General features: G+C 44.3%; 20 protein-coding genes. 8 read left to right on the plus strand and 12 right to left on the minus strand.

The genetic code is table 11. The features are described from left to right. Positions 1 to 32 precede the first annotated feature (32 nt). The 11 genes from FN831_RS07520 to uvrB form a co-directional block, all read right to left on the minus strand. Positions 33 to 2129, minus strand: coding sequence for a peptidylprolyl isomerase (locus FN831_RS07520; RefSeq protein ID WP_142527584.1), 2097 nt, complete (start codon positions 2127 to 2129; stop codon positions 33 to 35). Between the two features lie 127 nt (positions 2130 to 2256). Continuing rightward, positions 2257 to 2829 carry a hypothetical protein gene (locus tag FN831_RS07525; RefSeq protein WP_246101411.1) on the minus strand — a complete coding sequence of 191 codons (573 nt, stop codon included), beginning with the start codon at positions 2827 to 2829 and terminating at the stop codon, positions 2257 to 2259. Beyond that, complete coding sequence (locus FN831_RS07530) at positions 2829 to 4163, minus strand: porin family protein (protein ID WP_142527585.1); 1335 nt, start codon at positions 4161 to 4163, stop codon at positions 2829 to 2831. The genes FN831_RS07525 and FN831_RS07530 overlap by 1 nt, the downstream gene beginning before the upstream one ends. Then, a complete protein-coding gene (locus tag FN831_RS07535; protein ID WP_142527586.1) occupies positions 4147 to 4902 on the minus strand; it encodes a type III pantothenate kinase in 756 nt (251 codons plus the stop codon). The genes FN831_RS07530 and FN831_RS07535 overlap by 17 nt, the downstream gene beginning before the upstream one ends. A gap of 89 nt (positions 4903 to 4991) precedes the next feature. After that, complete coding sequence (locus tag FN831_RS07540) at positions 4992 to 5972, minus strand: DUF6427 family protein (RefSeq protein ID WP_142527587.1); 981 nt, start codon at positions 5970 to 5972, stop codon at positions 4992 to 4994. 30 nt (positions 5973 to 6002) lie between these two features. Beyond that, entirely contained in the window at positions 6003 to 6989 is a 987-nt protein-coding gene (locus FN831_RS07545; protein ID WP_142527588.1) for a glycosyltransferase family protein, read from the minus strand. 29 nt (positions 6990 to 7018) lie between these two features. Further along, positions 7019 to 7870, minus strand: coding sequence for a UDP-2,3-diacylglucosamine diphosphatase (locus tag FN831_RS07550; RefSeq protein ID WP_142527589.1), 852 nt, complete (start codon positions 7868 to 7870; stop codon positions 7019 to 7021). Positions 7871 to 8327: 457 nt separating this feature from the next. Further along, a complete protein-coding gene (locus FN831_RS07555; protein WP_142527590.1) occupies positions 8328 to 10793 on the minus strand; it encodes a YfhO family protein in 2466 nt (821 codons plus the stop codon). Positions 10794 to 10879: 86 nt separating this feature from the next. Next, positions 10880 to 11131 (minus strand): DUF4834 family protein, encoded by a 252-nt coding sequence (locus FN831_RS07560; protein ID WP_142527591.1) that lies wholly within the window; start codon positions 11129 to 11131, stop codon positions 10880 to 10882. Between the two features lie 98 nt (positions 11132 to 11229). Further along, positions 11230 to 11433, minus strand: a complete 204-nt coding sequence (locus FN831_RS07565) for a YwbE family protein (protein WP_142527592.1) — start codon at positions 11431 to 11433, stop codon at positions 11230 to 11232. A 6-nt stretch (positions 11434 to 11439) separates the two neighbouring features. After that, positions 11440 to 13494 carry an excinuclease ABC subunit UvrB gene (gene uvrB / locus FN831_RS07570; protein ID WP_142527593.1) on the minus strand — a complete coding sequence of 685 codons (2055 nt, stop codon included), beginning with the start codon at positions 13492 to 13494 and terminating at the stop codon, positions 11440 to 11442. Positions 13495 to 13559: 65 nt separating this feature from the next. Between uvrB and FN831_RS07575 the strand changes: the two genes are divergently transcribed. The 7 genes from FN831_RS07575 to FN831_RS07605 are packed head-to-tail and all read left to right on the plus strand — an operon-like array spanning position 13560 to position 19681. Next, the gene (locus tag FN831_RS07575; protein ID WP_142527594.1) at positions 13560 to 14681 is read left to right on the plus strand and encodes a DUF7033 domain-containing protein; all 1122 of its coding nucleotides are present in this window, start codon (positions 13560 to 13562) and stop codon (positions 14679 to 14681) included. Next, on the plus strand, positions 14662 to 15306 hold the full coding sequence (upp, locus tag FN831_RS07580; protein ID WP_142527595.1) for a uracil phosphoribosyltransferase: 645 nt from the start codon (positions 14662 to 14664) through the stop codon (positions 15304 to 15306). Before FN831_RS07575 ends, upp begins: the two co-directional genes overlap by 20 nt. A 3-nt stretch (positions 15307 to 15309) precedes the next feature. Beyond that, positions 15310 to 16011: a YjjG family noncanonical pyrimidine nucleotidase gene (locus FN831_RS07585; RefSeq protein ID WP_246101415.1), complete on the plus strand. Its 702-nt coding sequence runs from the start codon at positions 15310 to 15312 to the stop codon at positions 16009 to 16011. Positions 16012 to 16039: 28 nt separating this feature from the next. Next, on the plus strand, positions 16040 to 17359 hold the full coding sequence (locus FN831_RS07590; protein WP_142527596.1) for a flippase: 1320 nt from the start codon (positions 16040 to 16042) through the stop codon (positions 17357 to 17359). Next, a complete protein-coding gene (locus tag FN831_RS07595; protein WP_142527597.1) occupies positions 17356 to 18003 on the plus strand; it encodes a class I SAM-dependent methyltransferase in 648 nt (215 codons plus the stop codon). Before FN831_RS07590 ends, FN831_RS07595 begins: the two co-directional genes overlap by 4 nt. A 12-nt stretch (positions 18004 to 18015) precedes the next feature. Beyond that, complete coding sequence (locus FN831_RS07600; protein WP_142527598.1) at positions 18016 to 18777, plus strand: class I SAM-dependent methyltransferase; 762 nt, start codon at positions 18016 to 18018, stop codon at positions 18775 to 18777. Between the two features lie 4 nt (positions 18778 to 18781). After that, positions 18782 to 19681 (plus strand): glycosyltransferase, encoded by a 900-nt coding sequence (locus FN831_RS07605; protein ID WP_142527599.1) that lies wholly within the window; start codon positions 18782 to 18784, stop codon positions 19679 to 19681. Positions 19682 to 19741: 60 nt separating this feature from the next. Here FN831_RS07605 and FN831_RS07610 read toward each other — a convergent pair whose 3' ends face one another. Further along, positions 19742 to 20497 carry a class I SAM-dependent methyltransferase gene (locus FN831_RS07610; RefSeq protein ID WP_142527600.1) on the minus strand — a complete coding sequence of 252 codons (756 nt, stop codon included), beginning with the start codon at positions 20495 to 20497 and terminating at the stop codon, positions 19742 to 19744. Positions 20498 to 20595: 98 nt separating this feature from the next. On the opposite strand from FN831_RS07610, the gene FN831_RS07615 reads away from it, so the two are divergent. Further along, positions 20596 to 21867 carry a glycosyltransferase gene (locus FN831_RS07615; protein ID WP_142527601.1) on the plus strand — a complete coding sequence of 424 codons (1272 nt, stop codon included), beginning with the start codon at positions 20596 to 20598 and terminating at the stop codon, positions 21865 to 21867. The last annotated feature ends 8 nt before the right edge of the window (positions 21868 to 21875 follow it).

The following is a 21875-nucleotide window of genomic DNA, read 5'->3' on the forward strand; positions in this document are numbered from 1 at the left end:
CTACTTCCGGTTTCAAAATTACGTAATAAAGGTTAATAGAATTTCACTCTATTGTCTTTTATATCACTTTTATCCTGTAATGCCTGGAAAGCTGCCCCTAATGATCTTTGGGCAATTCCCTGCAGCATCGTTTCTTTTTGTTTGTAAGTATTGCCAATCGGAGCCGGGTTAGTGAATCCGTTTACGGTAAACAAGTACACTGCGCGTTCGCCATCAACTGGTTTAGACAGTTTGCCTACCGGTGATCCGAATACACTGCCGATCAGTTTGTTTTCCTGTGCAGCACCCGGAACGATTGGGTTTGCAAAAACAATATTCTGAACCGGCATTACAGTTTTACCCATTTTCTGAGCTACCTGTGCAAGGCTTGATGCGCCCTGAGCAGCATTTTTCAATTTCTCAGTCAGCATTTTTGCTTTAACAGCATTGATCACCATTGGTTCAATATCTTTCTTCACTGCCTCCAGCGGAAGGATACCTTTAGGTTTAATGTCTGTCAGGTGTGCGATTACAAAAGCGTTATCCATCTGGTAAACTTCTGTCAGCACATCACCTTTTTCTGCGCCGAAAGCATCACGGATCAGCTGACGCGGATTATCCAGGCCTGGGGCATAACCCTGGCTGCCAGAGATCCTGTCTGCCACTGATACTGTATATCCTGCTTTTTTAGCTTCTGCAGCGAAATCGTCGCCTTTTACAGAATTCAGGAAAGCAGATGCTTTTTTGTAAGCCTGATCTTTGGTCTTGCTGCTTGGCGCAAGGTTTTTCTCTATGTAAGCCAGTTTAGCCACTTTAGAAGAACCGATCTGGTTTTCGATTTTGATCAGGTGAACACCGAACTGTGAACGTACTACTTTAAGATCGCCGGTCTGGCCATTGAAAGCAGCATTTTCAAATTCAGGAACCATCTGTCCCCTTGCGAAAGTACCGAGTTCGCCGCCTTTATCTTTAGATCCGTCAACGCTGTACATTTTAGCCAGGGCAGAGAAGCTTCCGCCATTCTGAACCAGGGTTTTTAAGGAGTCGGCAAATTTCTCAGCTTTATCCACACCGCCCATTTTGGTAGCATCCAATAAAATATGGCTTGCTTTAACCGAGTCGGGAGACATGCGTGTATCAATTACTTTTACCAGTTTATACGAGTTACCAGAGAATACCGGTCCGAAGAAACTACCTGCAGGCAGTGCGAACACGGCGGAATCAATTTTAGGATCCAGTTTACCTTTAGTAATATACGCATAAGGGATTTTAACATCAGAGTTGATGGCTGAAAACAGTGAGTCGCTTTTTGACGCTCTGAAGTCTGCGGCCAGTTTATCTACCTGTACTTTGATTGCAGCTGAATCTGCTTTCGTTGGATTTACGCTGAATGAAACATATTCAAATGAACGTGTTTCTGCAGGGTTCTCAAATTTCTTTTTGTTATCGTTATAATAATCTGAATAATCAGATTCCGACGGTTTAACAGTAGCATCAGGAATACTTGCGTAATCCAGGCTTACATAGCTAAAGTTTGCCAGTTTATTCCTGTTCTGGTATTCGTCGTTAGCTTCCAGGGAAGTTACGTAAACAGAATTTTTGATCAGGTTAGCATATTTCTGCTGTAAAGCTTGTTTTTCGATTTCGATCTGCAGGAGGTCCCACTGTTGTTTCAGCTGAGGGTTGCTGCCCTGTTGTTTTAATGACTGGATTACCGCAGCGCGGTTAACCTCGCCGGTTTGAGGGTTACCAAAATACTGAACGATCAGCGGACTTGGTTTTTTGCCCTGCATCAGGTCAAATAATTCATCACCCGAAACATCAAGTCCCAGGCGTTTGTATTCTTTAGACAATAAGATAGAGGCCAATTCACCGTTCCATGCATTATCAACAGCCATAGCCGTCATTTGAGGATTGGCACTGCCGCCATACTGCTGTTTAAACTGCTGCAGATTCTGATCCACTTTAGTACCGAACTCATCGATGTTGATTTCCTCACCATCTACGGTTCCGACAACTTTTTGTGATGCCGCCCAGAAAGGCTTACCTACGTTAATTGCATCACCAACTAAAAATGCAACAATTGCAAAACCGATGGCGCCTACCAGGATAAAGCCTGCGCGATTCCGCAAAAATGTCATTAAACCCATAATATCTATTATTTATATTTTTTTTAAGAGGGCGCAAGATACAACTTTTGCCAAAAAAAGAAAACAATTATATTGTTTTGAATAAGTATTTAAAAATTAAGGGAATAAGAGGCCAGAATTCTCCGGATTACGGGGCCAAATCGCCTTTTACATAGGTCTCTCCTGAACCCTGTTCAAAATCTACAGAACTGAAATCTTCCGGTGCGCTGAAGTTTATTGCATTGAGCACTGTGCCATCAGGCCTGGTGACGATACCGCGCGGAGAAAAGAACATTTTTTTCTTCTGGTCCCAGGTCAGTTCTTCGGTATTGAACGTAAGGTCGTTCCTCACTACCACTACATTTCTCTTAAAGATTGTGATTTGTTCTGTTTCTTTTCTGAGTGCATAATCGGATACGATTGTGCCGGTTACCGTTTGGAGAGGATCAAAAAACGTGATTTTTACTCCTTTGGGCATTTCCTGGTATTTGCTGCCCGAGGTAGGGTTCACCTGATCGAGTACAGGCGCATAACCTTTTGCTTTTACCACAGCAGAATCGCTGAACACGATTTCTACTTTGAGCGACCTGTCTTTGCTGAGCACAAGCTTTTTGGAAGATATTTCTGCCGCTGTTTTTAAATCGTCATCATTACACGAATATAAAAACAGCGGGATCAGGCATAGTACAGCAATCCGTGAAAATATGCCTGCATTGTTCATTAGTCGAACTTAAATCTTGTAAACCATTTGTCGTTGATGGTGAAGCCCAAATGAAGGTTTACATAATTCTCACGCAGATCGTTGGTCACCATTGTGCCCCTGCGGCCAATTTCTGTAGTGAAGTTCAGTTTGTAGAATGCGTTTCTTGAGTTGGCCAGAGGAAGTCCGACACCAAATGTCAGTGCCACCTGTTTAACGTCGTTATCAGTTAGTTTGATATAGGTTTTATCATAGCTGAAACCCAAACGGTAATCCACTTTGCTCCAGTAACTGTTGATCGAGGTAATATCAGGAGTGATCTGACCACCGATAGAAGCTCCCCTGCTGTTCTGCAAGCCCTGGTTTACACCGTTGATGGTAAGGTTAGACCATTTGCCCATTCTTACATCCGCACCAACCATCCACCTGTTGTATTTCTGAAGCACAATACCGAAGTTATGTACCAGCGGAAGTTTCAGGTTTGATTTACCTGTTCCGGTTGAATCAATAGTTTCAATCGTTACGCCACCATCTTCAGTACCGTCGTACGCATATTTTGTTGCCAGGAAGGTCCTGGTAGAATTTACTGTAGATGCCGAAGATCCTGAATAACCAAGCGTTACGAGCATTTTTGAATTGATGTGGATATCATATTGTGCGCCATATGAAAAAGCCACCCCCGCTACACTGTTTTTATTTTGTAAACGTGTACCGTAGCTGGTAGACGTAGCGCCTGCATCCAGTTCTGCATTGTCAGTAAACTGCAGATCTTTATTTTCGATCAGGTTTCCGAACAGGTACTCTACATTGGCACCGATCCTGAAATTATCTCCGATCCGGTATCCATAACCCATATAAGCTTTTGTAAGTCCGCCCTCACCGGTATACAGACTGGTTACGTTTTGCGTTGCACCATTTGTCGCAGAACCACTGATAGTTGATTTCTGGGCAAAGTTATAACCGAGTTCTGAATAGGGCAGAATCCCAAAACTTAATGCAGAATGTGTGGTAATCGGGAAAGCGAGTGCCAGATGGCTCAGTGTTGCATTGAAACTCTTATCCTTTGCATCATCTTTGGTCAGCGTAGTAAACCCGGCAGACATACCTACATCGATCGTAGTCAGTGTAATGCCGGCATAAGATGCAGGGTTCTGCATATTGATCACGCTGTATCCTGTTGGTTTGTTTACTGCAGTAGAAATACCTCCCATTGCCCTGAGCTGGGGAAGCAGGCTCCCTCTGAGGTTTCCGATCCCGTACCTCGAGTAAGGTGACTGTGTAGTAACTTGTGCGTTAACAGAAATGCTGGCGAGCAGAACTAAAACTGCAGTTATATAATTAATCTTTTTGTACATATTCAAATGCAATGACTTCGTTTAATCCTTTTAATACCAAATAGGGATCGTGTATAATTTGAGGCGCAAAGATGCTGTTTTTTAATTGTTCCAGCAAGAATGTCGCGTCGCCCCCCGTTATTACTACCTTCAGGTCTGTATTTTTTATATTCTGGAGGGAAATAAACCCTTCAACCTCGTTGATCAGTCCCTGTAAAACACCATTTATGATCGCTGTCTGCGTATCTGTTCCTTCAGGGATCTGCTGTACTTCTTTGTCCCATTTTACCAGCGGCAGTTTACCAGTGTAATGGTGCAAAGCTTCGAACCTCATTTTGATACCCAAACTGATGCTTCCGCCAAAATAGGCACTCTCCTCATTCAACAGATCATAGGTGATACAGGTTCCTGCATCTATGATCAGACAGTTCTGCTGAGGCCAGGCATGATGCACGGCTATTACTTTTGCCCACCTGTCCTGCCCCAGTGTTTCACGTGTCTGATAATAATTCTTTACCCCGGTATTCATCTGGGTAGAAAATGGAATATAGTTGGTCCCGCTCTTCAAAACATCGACAATAGCTGTGACATCCTCTTTCACACTGGAAACAGTAGAGCTCACAATTTTGTATTTATCAATTAATTCTGAGAGGCTGTGTTGATCAATATGATCAGCACTTTGGAAAAATACCAGCACTTTATCATCAAAAACAGCAATTTTGCTGTTTGTATTGCCGATATCTATGACCAGGTTATGCATTTACCAATCCCGGGATAACAACTCCAAACTTCATGGTACAAAGCTATTAATCTTTACCAAGTTTCAAGGCTTCAAACTGTTAAAAAAAGTTAAACAAATAAAAAGAACTGTATAGCAACTACCAGAATAAGGAATAAACTTTCGTAAAACCAACGTTTTGTGGCGTTTGAAAAATAATACGCCAGCAATACAGCCCCTGGTGGAACACACAGTAAAAAATGATATAATTTAAAAGTGGGTTTGGTATAAAAACTCACAATCGCGATCAGAAACATAAAAAATAACATCTGAAATGCTTTTCTGGTACTGATAAAACTTCTGAAGAAATTTTCACGCAGCTGGATCATGGCCAGCACCATCATCACGGCTACCGGAACAAGTACGAGGTAATCATTGTACTGTATTTTGAAAACTGAGGGGAATTTATTCTTAAGCGGCAGCCAGATTTTATAAAACATCCCCAGGTTATCATTCCAGTAATAAAAAATGGCCAGGAAAAAGATAATACTCAGGAAGCCAACCAGGCCCGAGACCCATTCACGCCAGTTAAATGACCTGTACAAAAGCAGGCTCAGCCAGATGAGCAGCAACATCATTACAAAAGGGAAATAGATCAGTGTACCCAAGGCAATGAACATACCTACATCAAACATGATCATGATCGCATTTGGGGCTTTTCCTATTTTCAGCAATTTATCCATGATCAGGATCAGCAGAAAATTACAGATCAGTGTAGGGCTAAGCACAAGAAAAGGCTCAAATAAACTTGCTGTTGTGATAAAGAGCAGTGCCGGGAGGAAACTGGGCTTGGCCAGCAGTGCATGATTGTTAACGATCCTGTTAAAAATTAGCGCCTGCACATAGATCAGTATGCCGGCAAACAGAATATTGGACATGGTGGAAAAACCATTCCCGATGGGGATCTGGATCAGCAATTTGGTGTAAGGCTCTAAAAACTCAAAATTTAACCTTTCCGGAGGATTGGAGAGGATGGCGATCCGCATAAAAAAGGTATATGCAAAAAGCAGCAGCAGGTTAACAGGGTTAAGCGTTTTAAATTGATTGATCATGCCTTTTAGTTAAGGGCAAAGTAAAGAAATTTATCTGGCAAACTCCTTTACAACTTTGTCAATCACTATGGCGGTCTCATCTGGAAAACTAAACTGGTGCTCCTGGGGATCAGACACCCATTTTTTTATCGTATGGACCCAGTTTTTATTGCTCCCCCAGATGACCGGAAGCCCCATCTCCTGCAGCGCAAAGGCATTGCACTGCTGTTCGTACTGGAATTTCATAGGTACCACCAGAAGTTTCTTGCCAAGGAAGAGTGCTTCTGAAGGGCCTTCAAATCCACCTCCGGTGAGCAGGCCGGTACAACTGGCCATACTGGCATTAAACTGTTCGTTATTTACCGGGCACACACTCACGTTGCCGTCTGTGAAACTGCCTTTGGTATGTTTGGAGAACACCTGCCACTCTACCTGCGGTATCTGTTTGAGGATAGGAAGGAGTATCTGATCATCTATAGCCGGCAGATAGACTGTATAATGACCAAGGTTGCTGGTGATAAGGTTGCGGATTTCTGAACGGATGACCGGTGTATGGATAAAATCGTCGTATGCTTTAAAATGAAAGCCGACATGATGTGTGGAAGGAGCATAATACTTCATGACCAGCTGTGCCCAGTTTATGCTCTGTGGTTTTGGCACTTTGGGCGACAGAAATGACGCCTGGTGACTCAGGGCTACGCTTTCTATTCCGCGTGATTTACATGCCCAGGCGGTTACCGGCTCAAAATCGTTTAATATCAGGTTATAATCTTTCAGTGGCAGCTTGCGCATATCACTGACAAACCGCGGAAGGTTCATGGACTTCCAGGTACCGTAGTGGTTTACCCCGCCCTTCCTGCCGAAGATAAAACTGAATCCGTGCAGCTGGAACCTGATATCCTGGCTTAACTTTACATCAGCCTGTGTGCCACTGATCAGAAGATCAACATCACCGTGCTGCTGCAACAAAGGTACAATCTCCCGCGCACGACTGATATGACCGTTTCCCGTGCCTTGTATGGCATAAAGTATCTTCATCCTCCCCGAATATCTGTAAATTTTATCCGCTAGACAATTTCTAATTTTATCTTTTGGAGCAAGGCATTGATATCCAGCTTACTGTGTAAATCCTCACTGTCAGAAAGTGCTCCTTCTTCTACTTCATCTGTCTGGAAATCTTTGTTCTCATATTTAAAGATCGTCCATTCTTTATTCGCGTATTCCAGCGCTGTGAGATTTTCTACCCAGTCGCCACTGTTCAGGTAGATTACGGATCCATCTTCAGTGCTGATGATCCGTTTTTCGGGCTGATGGATGTGCCCGCATACTACATAGCCGTATCCGTTTTTTGCGGCCAGTTCTGCAGCGGTCTGTTCAAAACCGTTGATGAACTTCACAGCATCTTTAAACTGGGCTTTAATCTTTTTGGAGAAACTCATTTTATCCTGTCCTACCAGGGTTAGGCCCCAGTTGACCACACTGTTGATCAGGATCAGGGAATCATATCCCACAGCACCCAGTTTGGCCAGCCATTTGGAATGCTGCATGGTCACATCAAATATATCGCCATGGAAAAACCATGCTTTTTTACCATCCAGTTCCAGGACCAGTTTATTCTGGAGGTGAAATCCTCCCATGTGCATATCTGCGAATTTCCGCAGCAGCTCGTCGTGGTTACCTGTCAGATAATAAACAGGTACGCCCTCTGCTACGAATTTCATCAGTTTCCTTACTACCTTCATATGGGTTTCAGGCCAGTATCGTTTGCTGAATTGCCAGATGTCGATAATATCCCCGTTGAGGATTAACATCTTTGGTTTGATGCTCTTTAAATACTTGAGCAGTTCTTTTGCATGACAGCCATATGTACCCAAATGAACGTCAGAAATAACAGCGATATCTACTTCTCTTTTATCCATCTTCATTTGTTTTTATACGTCATCTTCATCAATTCTCAATTCCCAGGGACTGAAAAAGAATATCACCAGGGCAACCACACAGACTGTAAGAGCTATTTCCTGCATATCATTCCAGTTTATTATACAAATATGCAATATGCAGGTTAACAAGGCATTAACACAATATTATGTTCAGGTTAGATCACTCCTGAAATGAGTGCCCAACATCACAGACACCCTACACACGGAAGCGTAATTGTATTAGTAAAAGATAAGAAAGGATTCAGCAGGATCTCAGCTATTGCTCAGGTACCCTCAGGGTAGGACATGAATAGGTGATGGCTAGTTCAAGTGTAGCTGAAAGCTAGCTGAGACCGATCTCCTATAGTCTGCTGTTGACGCTACTACAGGAGACAGCAATGCAAAAAAAAGCTGCTGCAGGAGAATGCAGCAGCTTTTGAAAATATCAGAGTAATGGTTATACGGTTCTTTTACCTTTTTTATTTTCTGAATAAAATGCAAATCCCAGGCCCAGTACGAGCAGGATTGATCCTGCAAGAGAGATCTTTTCACCGGTGTAATATGATGTTGGATGGAAAACAAATTCCAGTTTGTGGTTACCAGACTCCAGCTGTGCAGCACGGAGTACATAATCAGCCCTGAAATATGGCTTTTCTTTGCCATCAATCAGCATTTTCCAGCCTTTATCATAATAGATTTCTGAGAATACAGCGATGACATCCCTTGGTGCGCTGTAAGAATAGATCATGTGATCAGGTCCGTAGCTGTCAAGCTTGATAAATGACGTTGGCCCGCCCAGTCCGGCACGGGTGGTATCCATTGCACTTTTGTATTTGATATCTACAATGGCTTCCTTTTTTGGGTCAAAGCTGCTGATCGCTTTCATTTCTTCATCAGAGTTCTGCACAAACTGAACTTTGTCTACAATCCAGGCATTGCCCGCTGCAGTTTCGTTCCGCTGCATTTTGTAGGCACCTGTCTGCTGGTCCTGCGTGATGATATATTTAGTGTTCAGCATATCCAGCACATCCTGGTTTACGCTTTTGGTGAACTGGTGATCGATCAGTTCCTGGATGCGTTTTAACCTGGCTGAATGTGCTCCGCCCACAGTCTTGTGGAAGTAAGAGGCATCGGCGCTGGTGAATGTAGGAATTGATGTATCAAAAACCCTGAAATCAGGGTCTTTATCGGCCATGATGAAGGTATCTACATCTCTTGGCTGGTAATGATTGGTTAAAGTATTCTTCGGTACAAAATTCTGGTTGTTAAGGTAACGGCGGTCAACCTGCCACATATCGAACAGGATGACGATCGCCAGTATTCCAAAAACCACATCGGCTTTCATCTTTTTGGTGATCAGTGCCCAGATCAGTCCGAAACCGATTGCCACAAAAATTACCGTACGTATCGCATCGGCCCTTGCCAGGGATACCCTGTCCTGGATTAGTGCGTTAGCAATAGTTGTAGCGATATTTCTGTCGTTGTTCAGCGCACGCATCAGTTGTTCTACAAACTGCTCATGATCTGAAGTGCGGAAACTGAAGAATAAAGTAGGCATGATGGCAACGAGCAAGGCGAAGCCTCCCGTAATACCGGCCGACCAGGTCAGCTTTTTAACCAGGAATTTCTGATCATATTTTCCTTCCTGCGCTTCTTTGATTGCCAGCAGGGCAAGGATAGGGAATAGCAGGCCCACTACAGCCAGTATAGATTCTACTGCCCTGAACTTGTTATACAGTGGTACATAGTCGAAGAAAAAGTCTGAGATGAGCGGGAAGTTCTTGCCAAAAGACAAGAGCATCAGCAGTATTGTAGCTGATAAAATCCACCATTTCATCCTGTCGCGCACAATGAACAAGCCGAACACAAACAGGAAGCAGATGATAGCACCAAAGTAATATGGCCCTGCGGTAAATGGTTTGTCACCCCAGTAAACAGGTAAACGCTGTGCAAAGTCTGCAGCCTGCTCTGGCGTTGCGCCTACAGTCTGGATTGCTTTTGCAACATTTGAACTGGCATCAAGGCGCTCATTTCCGCCACCGTATAAGTTAGGGATCAGGAAAGTAAGCGATTCACTTACGCCCTGGCTCCACTGGTAGGCATAGTCTTTTGGAAGGCCGTTATCCGGTTCAGCAGCGTCTGTTTTCAGGTTGGATTTACCGCGTATGGTTTCTTTTCCGTATTCATAGGTAGTCCACAAGCTTCCGGCATTGATCATGACAGATACCAAAACAGCGATACCCAGATAGCCCATTGCTTTGCCCAGTTGCTGGGTCCTTTTTTCCTTTACCGCAGCATAAATTTCGATACCGATATAGATAATCAGTGCAAGCAGCAGGTAATAAGTCATCTGGATATGGTTAGCCCTGATGTCTAAAGCCAGAAATAGCGCCGTTAAACTGGCACCCATCAGGTACCGTCCGCGGAGGGTGAGGATGATACCGGCCAGTATCGGGGCAAAAAATCCTATTGCCAGGGCCTTATTGCTATGGCCTGCGGCGATGATAATAAAGTTATACGAAGTAAAAGAGAATGCAATAGCTCCTGCAGCGGCCAGCCAGGGGTTGATCCTGAGCACACAAAACAGCAGGTATGAACCCAGAAGATATAAGAGAACAGTTCCTACAGGATCAGGGAAAGTATCCTTGATCAGGGAGATGCCGTAAGTAGTTAAATTAAGCGGGTACTGTACCCAGATCTGATAGGCGGGCATTCCGCCAAACATTTGATTTGTCCACAGAGGGCCTTTGCCATCTTTGGCTTTGTAATCCATGATTTCTTTCTGCATGGCCTTAGCCTGCAAAACATCGCCTTGCTGAGGTACTTTACCCTGCAGGACAGGACTAAAATAGACAAAACATATAATTACAAAAAACGCACTGATGGCCAGATGTATGCCATTCCTTTTTAACCAATTATTCATTAAGGTTTGCTTATATTTAAACTAACCCCAAAAATATAAAATAGATACAGATTAGGAAGGAAAATAACAATGAATAAGGGAAATTTTTATTTCACCTCTTCATATTCTACGAAATCACCAAGTTTATCGGCGTTTCCCTGTTTTTGCTGTGGCGGTACATAATCGATTGATATAGATCCTTCAGGCTTTGTAGAGCTGTTCGGATTATTCTGCGCGGCCTGCTGCTCCTGCATCTTGCCAAAAACACTTTTAAGTACCATTGGAAAAACAAGGCGTAAGAGCAACCGGATAACCCAGAGTATCATTATAGTGATGAAAAGAAATTTTATAAGACCCATGATATAATTCAGTTGATTTACAAATATAGACAGTTTTCAGCGCGCAATATTACAAATACACGCTGTTTCTTGCACAATAATTACAATTTAAAGTACGATTAAAAATCTTCTTCAACGATTTCTGCTACCCTGCCAACCTGTCCGTCTTCGAGCCTCACCTTGATTCCCCTTGAATGATAAGGTGATGATGTGAGCAAATTTGCCACGATCCCTCGTGTGAGCTTCCCGCTGCGCTGATCTTTTTTTAAAATGATATCTACCTCTAGTCCCGGATAGATATCCGATCTGTTTTTTCCGTCCATTTAACCTTATACTTTTTTTAAACTGGCTTTGCCAAACCTTTCTTCAAATACTTTTTCCATGGCAAACATCTCGTCCCTGAGCCTTGCCGCCATCAGGAAGTCCATATCTTTGGCGGCCTTAGCCATATCCTTACGTGTTTTATCAATAGACTTCTGCATCTCGGGCTTGGTCATATACTGTACAATCGGATCAGCGGCGATACTCACCTGATCAATTTCTACATAGGCAGCTTTACGCTCGGCATTGGCAGAGAAGTCGAGCACCGATGTTTGTTCCAGAATGGCCTCCCTGCTTTTGCCCACGGTTTTTGGTATAATACCGTGTTCTGTATTGTAGGCAATCTGTCTTTCCCGCCTGCGGTTGGTTTCTTCCATGGTGATGGCCATAGAATCGGTTATTTTATCTGCATACAGGATAACCCTTCCGCGGTCGTTACGCGCAGCCCTTCCTATTGTCTGGATCAGGGAACGTTCAGACCTCAGGAAACCCTCTTTATCAGCATCCAGAATGGCCACAAAGGAAACTTCCGGTAAATCCAGGCCTTCCCTCAGCAGGTTGATCCCGATGAGTACGTCAAATTCACCCAAACGCAGTCCCCGCAGGATCTCTACGCGTTCCAGTGTTTTCACTTCGGAATGGATATAGCGGCATTTAATGTTCAGCCTGTCCATATACTTGGTGAGTTCCTCGGCCATCCTTTTGGTCAGCGTGGTCACCAGCACACGATCGCCCATCTTGATCGTTTTATCGATTTCATCCAGCAGGTCATCCACCTGGTTGATGGCCGGCCTTACTTCGATTACCGGATCCAGCAGTCCCGTAGGACGGATTACCTGCTCTACATATACCCCGTCGGATTTCTGCAGTTCATAGTCGGCCGGGGTTGCGCTCACATAAATCGTTTGCGGGGCCAGGCGTTCAAACTCCTCGAAGTTGAGGGGCCTGTTGTCCAGTGCCGATGGCAGGCGGAAGCCATATTCTACGAGAGACATCTTCCTGGACCTGTCACCGCCGTACATCGCCCTGATCTGGGGAACTGTAACATGGCTCTCATCGATCACCATCAGGTAATCATCAGGAAAATAATCCAGCAGGCAGAAGGGACGCATACCGGGCGTGCGCCCGTCAAAAAATCTCGAATAATTCTCAATCCCTGAGCAGTAGCCCAGTTCTTTCATCATTTCTATATCAAAGTTTACCCTTTCTTCCAGTCGCTTGGCTTCCAGCAGCTGGCGGTCGCCGATCAGCTGGTTCTTGCGCACTTCCAGTTCTTCCTGGATGCCCCAGATGGAGGACTGGAACCTGTCTTTGGGGGTAACAAATAAATTTGCCGGATAAACGGCCATATCTTCAAGTTTTTCCAGGGTTTTTCCCGTCACAGGATCAATCACGCTGAGTTCTTCTATATCATCACCAAAGAAAGATACGCGGTAAGCATTATCCAGATAGGCCGGAAAAATATCTACCGTATCGCCCTTTACCCGGAAAGTCCCGCGTTTAAAGTCGGTAATGGTCCTGGCATATAAGATCTCTACCAGGCTATGTAAAAATGTATTTCTCGAAACGCGCGTGCCTACCGCAAAGCGGAATACAGAACGCGAGAAATCTTCGGGATTACCCATACCATAAATACAGGAGATGGAAGATACGACGATCACATCCCTCCTGCCCGACATCAGGGCCGAGGTTGTTCTTAACCGCAGCTTTTCGATCTCTTCATTAATGCTCAGGTCTTTTTCTATATAGGTGTTGCTGCTGGGCATATAGGCCTCAGGCTGATAATAATCATAGTAAGAGACAAAGTAATTCACCTGATTTTCAGGAAAGAACTGCTTGAATTCTCCATACAGCTGTGCCGCAAGCGTTTTGTTATGGCTTAATATCAGTGTAGGCTTTTGGGTCTGCTGGATCACGTTGGCTACGGTAAATGTTTTTCCGGAACCTGTTACACCCAGCAGTGTCTGATAATGCTCATCATTGTTTACGCCGGTAACCAGCTGCTCAATGGCATTGGGCTGATCACCTGTAGGTTTATAGTCTGAAACGAGTTGAAATTTCATAGATATTCAAAGATAAGAATTATGGCGTATTGATATGTCGTGATTATATCCTAAATTTAATGTTCATGAAGCTACTTGTATATGTCCCACTACTTACGCCAAGGATAAAGTACATTTTTAACTTTATTTTTAATGATGTCCTCCAAACACAGGTTGCTTTCAGCTCCAATGTTTCAGAATTTAAAGTTTCTGAACTGCCAAAAATCACTTATGGCGACCAGCCCGTAGGTGATGAGCCGTTTTTCAGACAATCAGCATTCCTGTTATCACATACCATCCTGCAGCCTACAATAAAGACTACTACTTTTGGTGATACTATTGTGCCCTTTGCAGTAGACAACAGCAGCCTGCCCTTTGATGTTTTTGCAGCGGCCTTTTATTTTGTAAGCCGCTATGAGGAATATCTGCCCTTTACTGCGGATCACGAAGGCCATTATCCCGCAGAAGCCAGTTTGCAGAGCAAGTTAAAGTTACTGGAATTTCCGGTGGTAGACGGCTGGGCGCTGATGCTGAAGAATATGCTGCTCAAAAGCTACCCGAAATTACACTTTGGTAAGAAAGAATATACGTTTACCCCGCTGATCTGTCTGTATCCAAAAGCAAGGTTAAGCCCATTGCACAAAGCGATAAAGCTATTTAGAAAACTTCCTTTTATGAAACCCGCAGCGGCAGTGGCAGGTTTAAAACCCGGAGGCCTGCAGTTGTTTTTAAAGGAGCAGCATGAAAAATATGATCTAAATCCGGTGTACTTTCACAAACCCGTACAGGAACTGGATATGGTATGCGGCAGGCAGCTGTCTTTTCCAAACAGCTATCTCCATCTGATCAAAAGCGGGATTACCAAAGATTACCGTATGGGATATGCACATACCATCGGCTTCAGGGCGGGCACTTGTACCCCATTCTTCTGGTACGACCTGCAGCTGGAGAAAACCACCCACCTGCTGATCCATCCCGTAGCGGTGAACGATGAAATATTGAAGCTGAACAGAACGTTTAATATTGAGGATGTGCTTGCCAAATGGGGCAGGCTGATTGAAAATGTAAAATTGCTGAACGGGCATTTTTACCTGCTCTGGCACAAAGAAACTTTACCCGAATTTGGGAAAGGTAAAGTGGGAAGAAGACTGTACCTGGAATTATTAGCTAACTTTTTATCCGAACGCCATGATATTCGACTTAAGTAAGACCAACTCTGCAGCCAACATCTTCATTGCAGAACTGCGCGATGAAAATATCCAGCTGGATGCGATGCGATTTCGCCGGAACCTGGAAAGACTGGGCGAATTCTTTGCCTGGGAAATCAGCAAAACACTGACCTATGTGCCTGTGGAAACGCAAACGCCCCTGGGCACAGCCAATACAGTACAGCTGGAAAAACAACCTGTGCTTGCCACGATTATGCGCGCAGGACTGCCGATGCAGCAGGGGCTGCTCAATATCTTTGACCGGGCGGAGGCCGCATTTATTACCGCTTACCGGAAAATGCACATCAACGGGCCACTGGAGATACAGGTAGATTATATTTCTGCCCCTGACCTGACTGATAAGGTGGTGATCATTGCCGATCCAATGCTGGCTACAGGACTAAGCATGGTGCTCTGCTGCAAAGAACTGATTGCACAGTATAAAATCAAAGAACTGCATATTGTTGCCGCAATTGCCAGCGTGGAAGGGGTAAAACATGTACGTGCCAATCTGCCCGCAGCAAAACTATGGCTGGGAGCAATAGATGAAGAGATGACCAGCAAATCGTACATTGTGCCTGGATTGGGCGACGCAGGTGATCTTGCCTATGGCACCAAATTATAAAGCATGAGTACAGAAATGATTAAACATATATTTTTTGACCTTGACCATACCATCTGGGATTTTGACAGGAATGCAGAGGAAACCTTAACAGAGTTGTATCACCATTATCAGCTGGACGCCATCGGCCTCAGTTCCTGCGCTTCTTTTATTGAACGGTACACAGAGAACAATCAGCTGCTCTGGGCGGATTACCATATGGGAAAGATCACAAAGGATACCCTGAGGGCCGAAAGGTTCCGAAAGACCTTTATTGAGCTGGGCGTGGCACCTGAACTGGTACCGCATCAGTTTGAAGAAGATTATGTGCAGTACAGCCCAAAGAAAACCAATTTATTTGAAGGCTCTGAAAAGGTGCTGGCCTACCTGCAGCAGAAATACACCCTGCATATCATCTCCAACGGATTTAAGGAAACTACGCTGATTAAAATGGACCGCTGTAATTTAAACCCCTATTTTGATCAGGTGATCATTTCTGAGGATGCAGGCGTGAATAAACCAGACAAAGCTATTTTTGAGTATGCCCTGCAAAAAGCCGGTGCCCGAAAAGAGGAAAGCATTATGATTGGTGACAGTATCGAAGCCGATATCCGCGGTGCACAGAATTTTGGGATGAAGGCCATTTTCTTTAATCCGCTGAACAAGGTTAAACCGGCAGATGTGGAATGGCAGATCCTCCATCTGGAGGAATTAATGCTGCACTTCTAATCGCTTTTAATTTCACATCTTTGCGGCAATGAAATTACCCGGTTTAAAAGGTTTTGATGAGGAAGCATTCCAGAAGTATGTTAAAAATACAGGCTGGCTGATGCTTGGCAAGATCCTGAGTATGGTGATCGGATTTATCATCGCAGGATATCTTGGCGCTTCGTCTTTTGGCGATTTAAGTTTTGCTACGGCCTTTACAATGATTATGGCAGCTGTCGCCGCATTGGGCCTGGATAGTTTTATCATCCGTGAAATCATCAATGAACCTGCAAAAAAAGACGAGATTTTAGGTACAGCGCTGCTGCTGCGCCTCATTGTCAGCTTACTGCTTATTCCGGTTACCCTGGGCGTATACCTGCTCTTTCACCACTATGCAGACCATCCGGGAGAATCCCTTACCTGGGTAATTGTGATCCTCTCCCTGGCATACTTTTTTAAATCATTCAATGTCATTGATTCCTATTTTCAGTCGCAGGTAGCCTCAAAATATGTGGTGAAGGTGCAGAATGTTTGTGTGATGATTTCTGTAATTGTAAAGGTCCTGCTGGTATGGTTTCATCTGCCGGTGATCTGGTTTGCTACCGCACTGAGCTTTGACAGCTTATGCCTGGCTGCCGGCTTGATATATATGTACCATAAACGCGGGTTTAGCCTGTTAACATGGACTTTTAGCCGGTCCAGGGCCACCACGCTGCTGAAACAATCCTTTCCCCTGATCCTCTCTGCCGTGATGGTATCTATCTATATGAAAATTGACCAGGTGATGCTGAAGGATGTAGGCAGTGCCGAAGTGGGTATTTACAGCGTGGCTGCCAATATCAGCGAAGCATGGTATTTTATCCCGGTAGCCATTGTGACCTCTGTATTCCCCGCCATCATACATGCGCGGAAAACTGACCTGGAGCGCTATACCAAACGATTAAAAAACCTGTACGACCTGCTGGTATTTATCAGCCTGCCGGTAGCGGTACTGATCAGTTTCCTTGGCACAGATATCATTCATTTGATTTATAAGGATGCCTACGCGGGCGCCGGACAAATGTTATCTATCCATATCTGGTCGGGCATCTTTGTTTTTCTTGGCAGCGCCAGCTCGCAATACCTCCTGGCAGAGGGCTACACGATGATTTCTTTTCAGCGCACGGCATTTGGCGCAGTGGCAAATGTTCTGCTCAATTTATGGCTTATTCCTAAATACGGGGGCATCGGTGCTTCTGTAGCTACACTTATCGCTTGTTTTATCAGTACCTTTTACCTTTTATTTATCCCTAAAACCCGGAAGCAGGGCGTGATGATGTTAAAATCATTATTTTTGTTTACTGCATTTCAAAAAATATTTAAACGTTGAATAAACTCAAAGCATTCGCAACATTATTAAAAAAGCCGGACAGATTAAAGGCACTGTTATCTTACGGCCATAAAGGCTATTTAGCAAATATTGGATGGTTTACCTCATTCGACAATCAGCAGGCCATGGACCAGCACGGAGAACCCTTACCCTGGGTAACATATTCTTTTATTGATTTTGTAAAACCCCGTCTCAGCAAGGATCTCAGTATTTTTGAATATGGCTCCGGCAGCTCTACGCTTTTCTATGCTAAGCTGGTCAGAAGAGTAGTGTCGGTAGAACATGATGAAGCCTGGTACAACAAGATTGTGAAGACCAAGGCGCAGAATGCAGAAATGATCTTTAGCAAACTGGAAACAGGCGGAGAATATTCCAAGAAAGCAGCAACGCTTGGCGAAAAGTTTGATATGATCATTGTGGACGGACGCGACCGTGTGAATTGCTGCATCAGCAGTGCCGCTGCCTTAACGCCCGCCGGAGTGATTGTCCTTGATGATTCTGAACGCCCGGAATATGATAAAGCGCGAACCTTTTTGCTTGATGCAGGATTTAAAGAGCTCTCATTCTCTGGTATATCGCCAGGTTTATTTTACCTGAAGGCTACCTCCGTATTTTATAAAGCAGATAACTGTTTACATATATAAAAACAAATCCTGATGTTAAGTGACGACGTAAAATCAGCATATAACGATTTTTATACCAAAGACGACTCGGAATGGCGGATGCTTGGCGCAAAGGCCAAGGCAGCGAACATTGTGGAGGTGTGCAAAGGTATCCAGCCGCTGAAAGTTCTTGAAGTGGGTGCCGGCGACGGCAGTATCCTGCATTTTTTAAACGACTGGGACTTTGGAAAGGAACTTTATGCACTGGAAATTGCAGATACCGGCGTTGAAAGGATCAGGGAGCGCAAGCTGAGCAGGCTGGTGGAGGTAAAGAGCTTTGACGGATATGAAATCCCCTATGGAGATGACAGTTTTGACCTTGTGATTTTGGCGCATGTACTGGAGCATGTGGAACATGAGCGGATACTGATCAGGGAGCTGAAACGTATCGCCAAAAATATTGTGATAGAAGTGCCCCTGGATTACCGTTTTGGGGTAGACAAAAGGATGAAGCACTTTCTCGACTATGGCCATATCAATATGTATACACCAACTTCTCTGCGTTTTCTGTTGCAGAGCGAAGGATTACAGGTGATTTCTGGCAGGGTATCAATGACCCCTCCGGCGACAACAAAGTTCAATGAGTTTGTCAATAAAAAAACGCCCAAATCTTTTTCTGTGATCCTGAAGATTGAAATGGAATACCGGATTAAAAAATTAATCGGAAATCTGATGGGCAGGAAGAAAGAAGAACAATTTGCCAACGCTTATACCGTTCTTACTCAGAAATCTAACCAAACCCTGCAAATATTTTAAATACATGCAAAGCTTTGCTCCCATTGCCTTATTTGTGTACAACAGGCCTCAGCATACTGAGCGCACGCTAAAATTCCTGAAACAGAATGAACTTGCTGCAGAGAGCCGCCTGTTCATTTTTTCTGACGGCCCTAAAACCGACGATGATGTAGATAAGGTAACGATGGTGAGGGACCTTTTAAAAACGGTTGAAGGCTTTAAATCGGTTGAGATCATCGAAAGGAAAAAAAATATGGGCCTGGCAGATTCTGTGATTGCCGGGGTAAGCAGGCTGGTGAAGGACTATAAACAGGTGATTGTATTTGAGGACGACCTGATCACCTCACCATATACCCTGAATTATTTTAATGATGCTTTGAACCGTTACCGCAACGAAGAGCGGGTAATGCACATTGGTGCATACATGTACCACCTGAAAGAAAATACGCTGCCGGAATCTTTTTTTTACCGGGCTGCCACCAGCTGGGGCTGGGCTACCTGGGACAGAGCATGGCAACATTTTGAGCCCAATATAGATACACTGATGGGCCAGTTTGATGCAAAAAAAAGAAGTGCTTTTTCGATTGACCATACCATGAACTTCTGGAAGCAGATGCTGGATTTTAAAAACGGGAAAAACAACTCATGGGCTATCCGCTGGTATGCCTCCATCTTTCTAAAGAACGGGCTTACGCTGAACCCTGCACATTCGCTGGTCAATAATATTGGTCATGATGGCACTGGAGTACATTCAGGTATCAACGATATTTATAACGTGATCATTCATCCAAAGCCCATCACGGTCTTCCCTGAAGAGATTAAGGAAAATGCCGCTGCTTACCAGTCGGTCAAAGCTTTTTTAAGCACGCGGAAAGGCAGCTTATGGCAGCGCTTAAAGCGTTATATCGTTCAGAGATTGGGTTAACAGGACCGGGTTGCTTTATTGCCGGCAATCTCCAGCATTCTGCCACAATAGCTATAAGCTTTATCTATACAGTTTCCGCGCTTCGAGGATGATATAGGGAGATAGCTGTCTGGAGTTGAACGGGAATACTTTGGTAAAAACTTTACCTGCCAGCCACAGGGACTTTTTAAGTATCCGTACGCCTGCCGGCTTTTGCTTTTCATTCTCCAGCCATAGGCTGAAATGGCCGAAATATTTTGCCTGTACCACTTCTAATCCTGCTTCTGCGCAAATGCCCGCCAGCAGCTGAGGGTCCATACAACTGATATTATGCTTATCGTAGTTGTCTTTATCAAATGATTTCTGGAACCATCCGTTCAGCGCTTTAAAGTTTGGAAGGGTGATCAATAGCGTTCCACCGGGTTTAAGGAAGTGGATATGGCGCTGAATAATATCTTTTGTATCATTAAAATGCTCAATTAAACCGCATGACAGCACAAGATCATACTGCTGCTGCTCATTGTGGTTAAACAAATCCGTTTCTATGATATGGATATCATTTTCCGTCAGGTTATTGGCTTTTAATAAGGCATTGGTTACGGGCTGGTGGACAAAGTAATCCAGCAGTGTCACGTCAAGCTTAAAGTATTTTTTTAGAAAAACGGCGTAATATCCCGGAAAGCCCCCGAGCTCTATCGCTGTTTTTACATTTTGCGTTTTGATAATCGAAGCAAGCTCTTTATGAAACAGGTAATCTGCCGGAATATTGACAGACAGTCCTGTTTTGCTTTCCCAGTAATCCACCCAAAATTGTCTGTCCGTTAAAAGGTTGCTCATAATTATTTTATTAAACGCTGTTGAAGGGCTGAGAAAAGATAAAATTTTGCCGGGGCGAAAATACATAAACGATCACAATAATATGTAATTTTGACACATTGAAAGTAATACATTTAAATACATACGAAGGAAACGGTGGCGCCGGAAGGGCATGCCTGCGGTTAAGTGATGCCCTCAATGCGAGCGGTGCCGACTCCAGTGTAATGGTATACTATCAGTTTAAGGAAAGTGCAAAGGCTGTGGCCTTTAGTAAAAGCCCCTTTCAGAAAGCCAGGGCTGTATTTAATATACTTTCTGAGCGGTATATGTCTAAAGGACTGGTGAAGGCGCTCAAGACCCCTTTTTCCATACAATGGTTTGGCCGCTCTATCGCAAAGCACCCTGCATTAAAAGAGGCTGATCTGATCCATCTGCACTGGATCAATCATGGTTTTCTGCGTCCTAAAGACCTTGCCGCACTGGAAGAGCTGGATAAGCCGATTGTGTGGACCTTTCATGACAGCAATGCTTTTACGGGCGGCTGCCATGTGCGCTATTCCTGCGAAAACTTTCATAACCAATGCGGGTTCTGCCCCCTTTTAAAGATCAGTGGCAGGAATGACATTTCGCATCAGAACTGGCTGAGAAAGCGGAAAGGTTACCAGAACCTCGGTTTTCATATCGTTGCGCCCAGTAAATGGATGGCCAATTCTATCAAATTCAGCAGTTTGATGGGTGCCAGGGATGTTGCGGTGATTCCAAACACGATCGAGACTGCGGTTTTTAAACCGTATGTTAAGGCTGAGGCCAAAAAGCTCCTGAAGATTGCGCCTGAAAAATTTGTGCTGATGAGCGGTTTTATGCCCTCCAAAAATGACAAACATAAAGGCACTTCCTATCTGATCGATGCGCTGAATGACCTGGCGGGCAGACCCGGGATCGACAAAGAAAATATTGAATTGCTGATCTTTGGTAATAAGGAAAACGCCGAGATGCCGGAATTCCCTTTTAAAACGACGTTTTTAGGAACCATCAGCAATGATATTCATCTGGCCAAGTGTTACTCGGCATCTGACGCATTTATAACCCCTTCACTGGAAGATAACCTACCGAACACGGTAATGGAAAGCCTGGCTTGTGCTACGCCTGTAGTGGCCTTTAAAACAGGTGGCATTCCTGATATGGTAGAACATCTGGTAAATGGCTATCTGGCGGATTATGAATCCGCTGAAGACCTGGCCACCGGTATGGAATGGCTGTATCACGAAGAAAGTGCCGCAGAGATCCAGAAACAGGCACGACTGACCATTCTCAAGAACTTTTCTGAAGAGGTGATCGCTGAAAAGCACATGGTGCTGTACCAGTCGCTCATTAACTTACACCCCCGTTAAATAAATTG

It is taken from the genome of Pedobacter westerhofensis, assembly GCF_900182595.1.
In the GTDB taxonomy this organism is placed as follows: Bacteria; Bacteroidota; Bacteroidia; order Sphingobacteriales; family Sphingobacteriaceae; genus Pedobacter; species Pedobacter westerhofensis.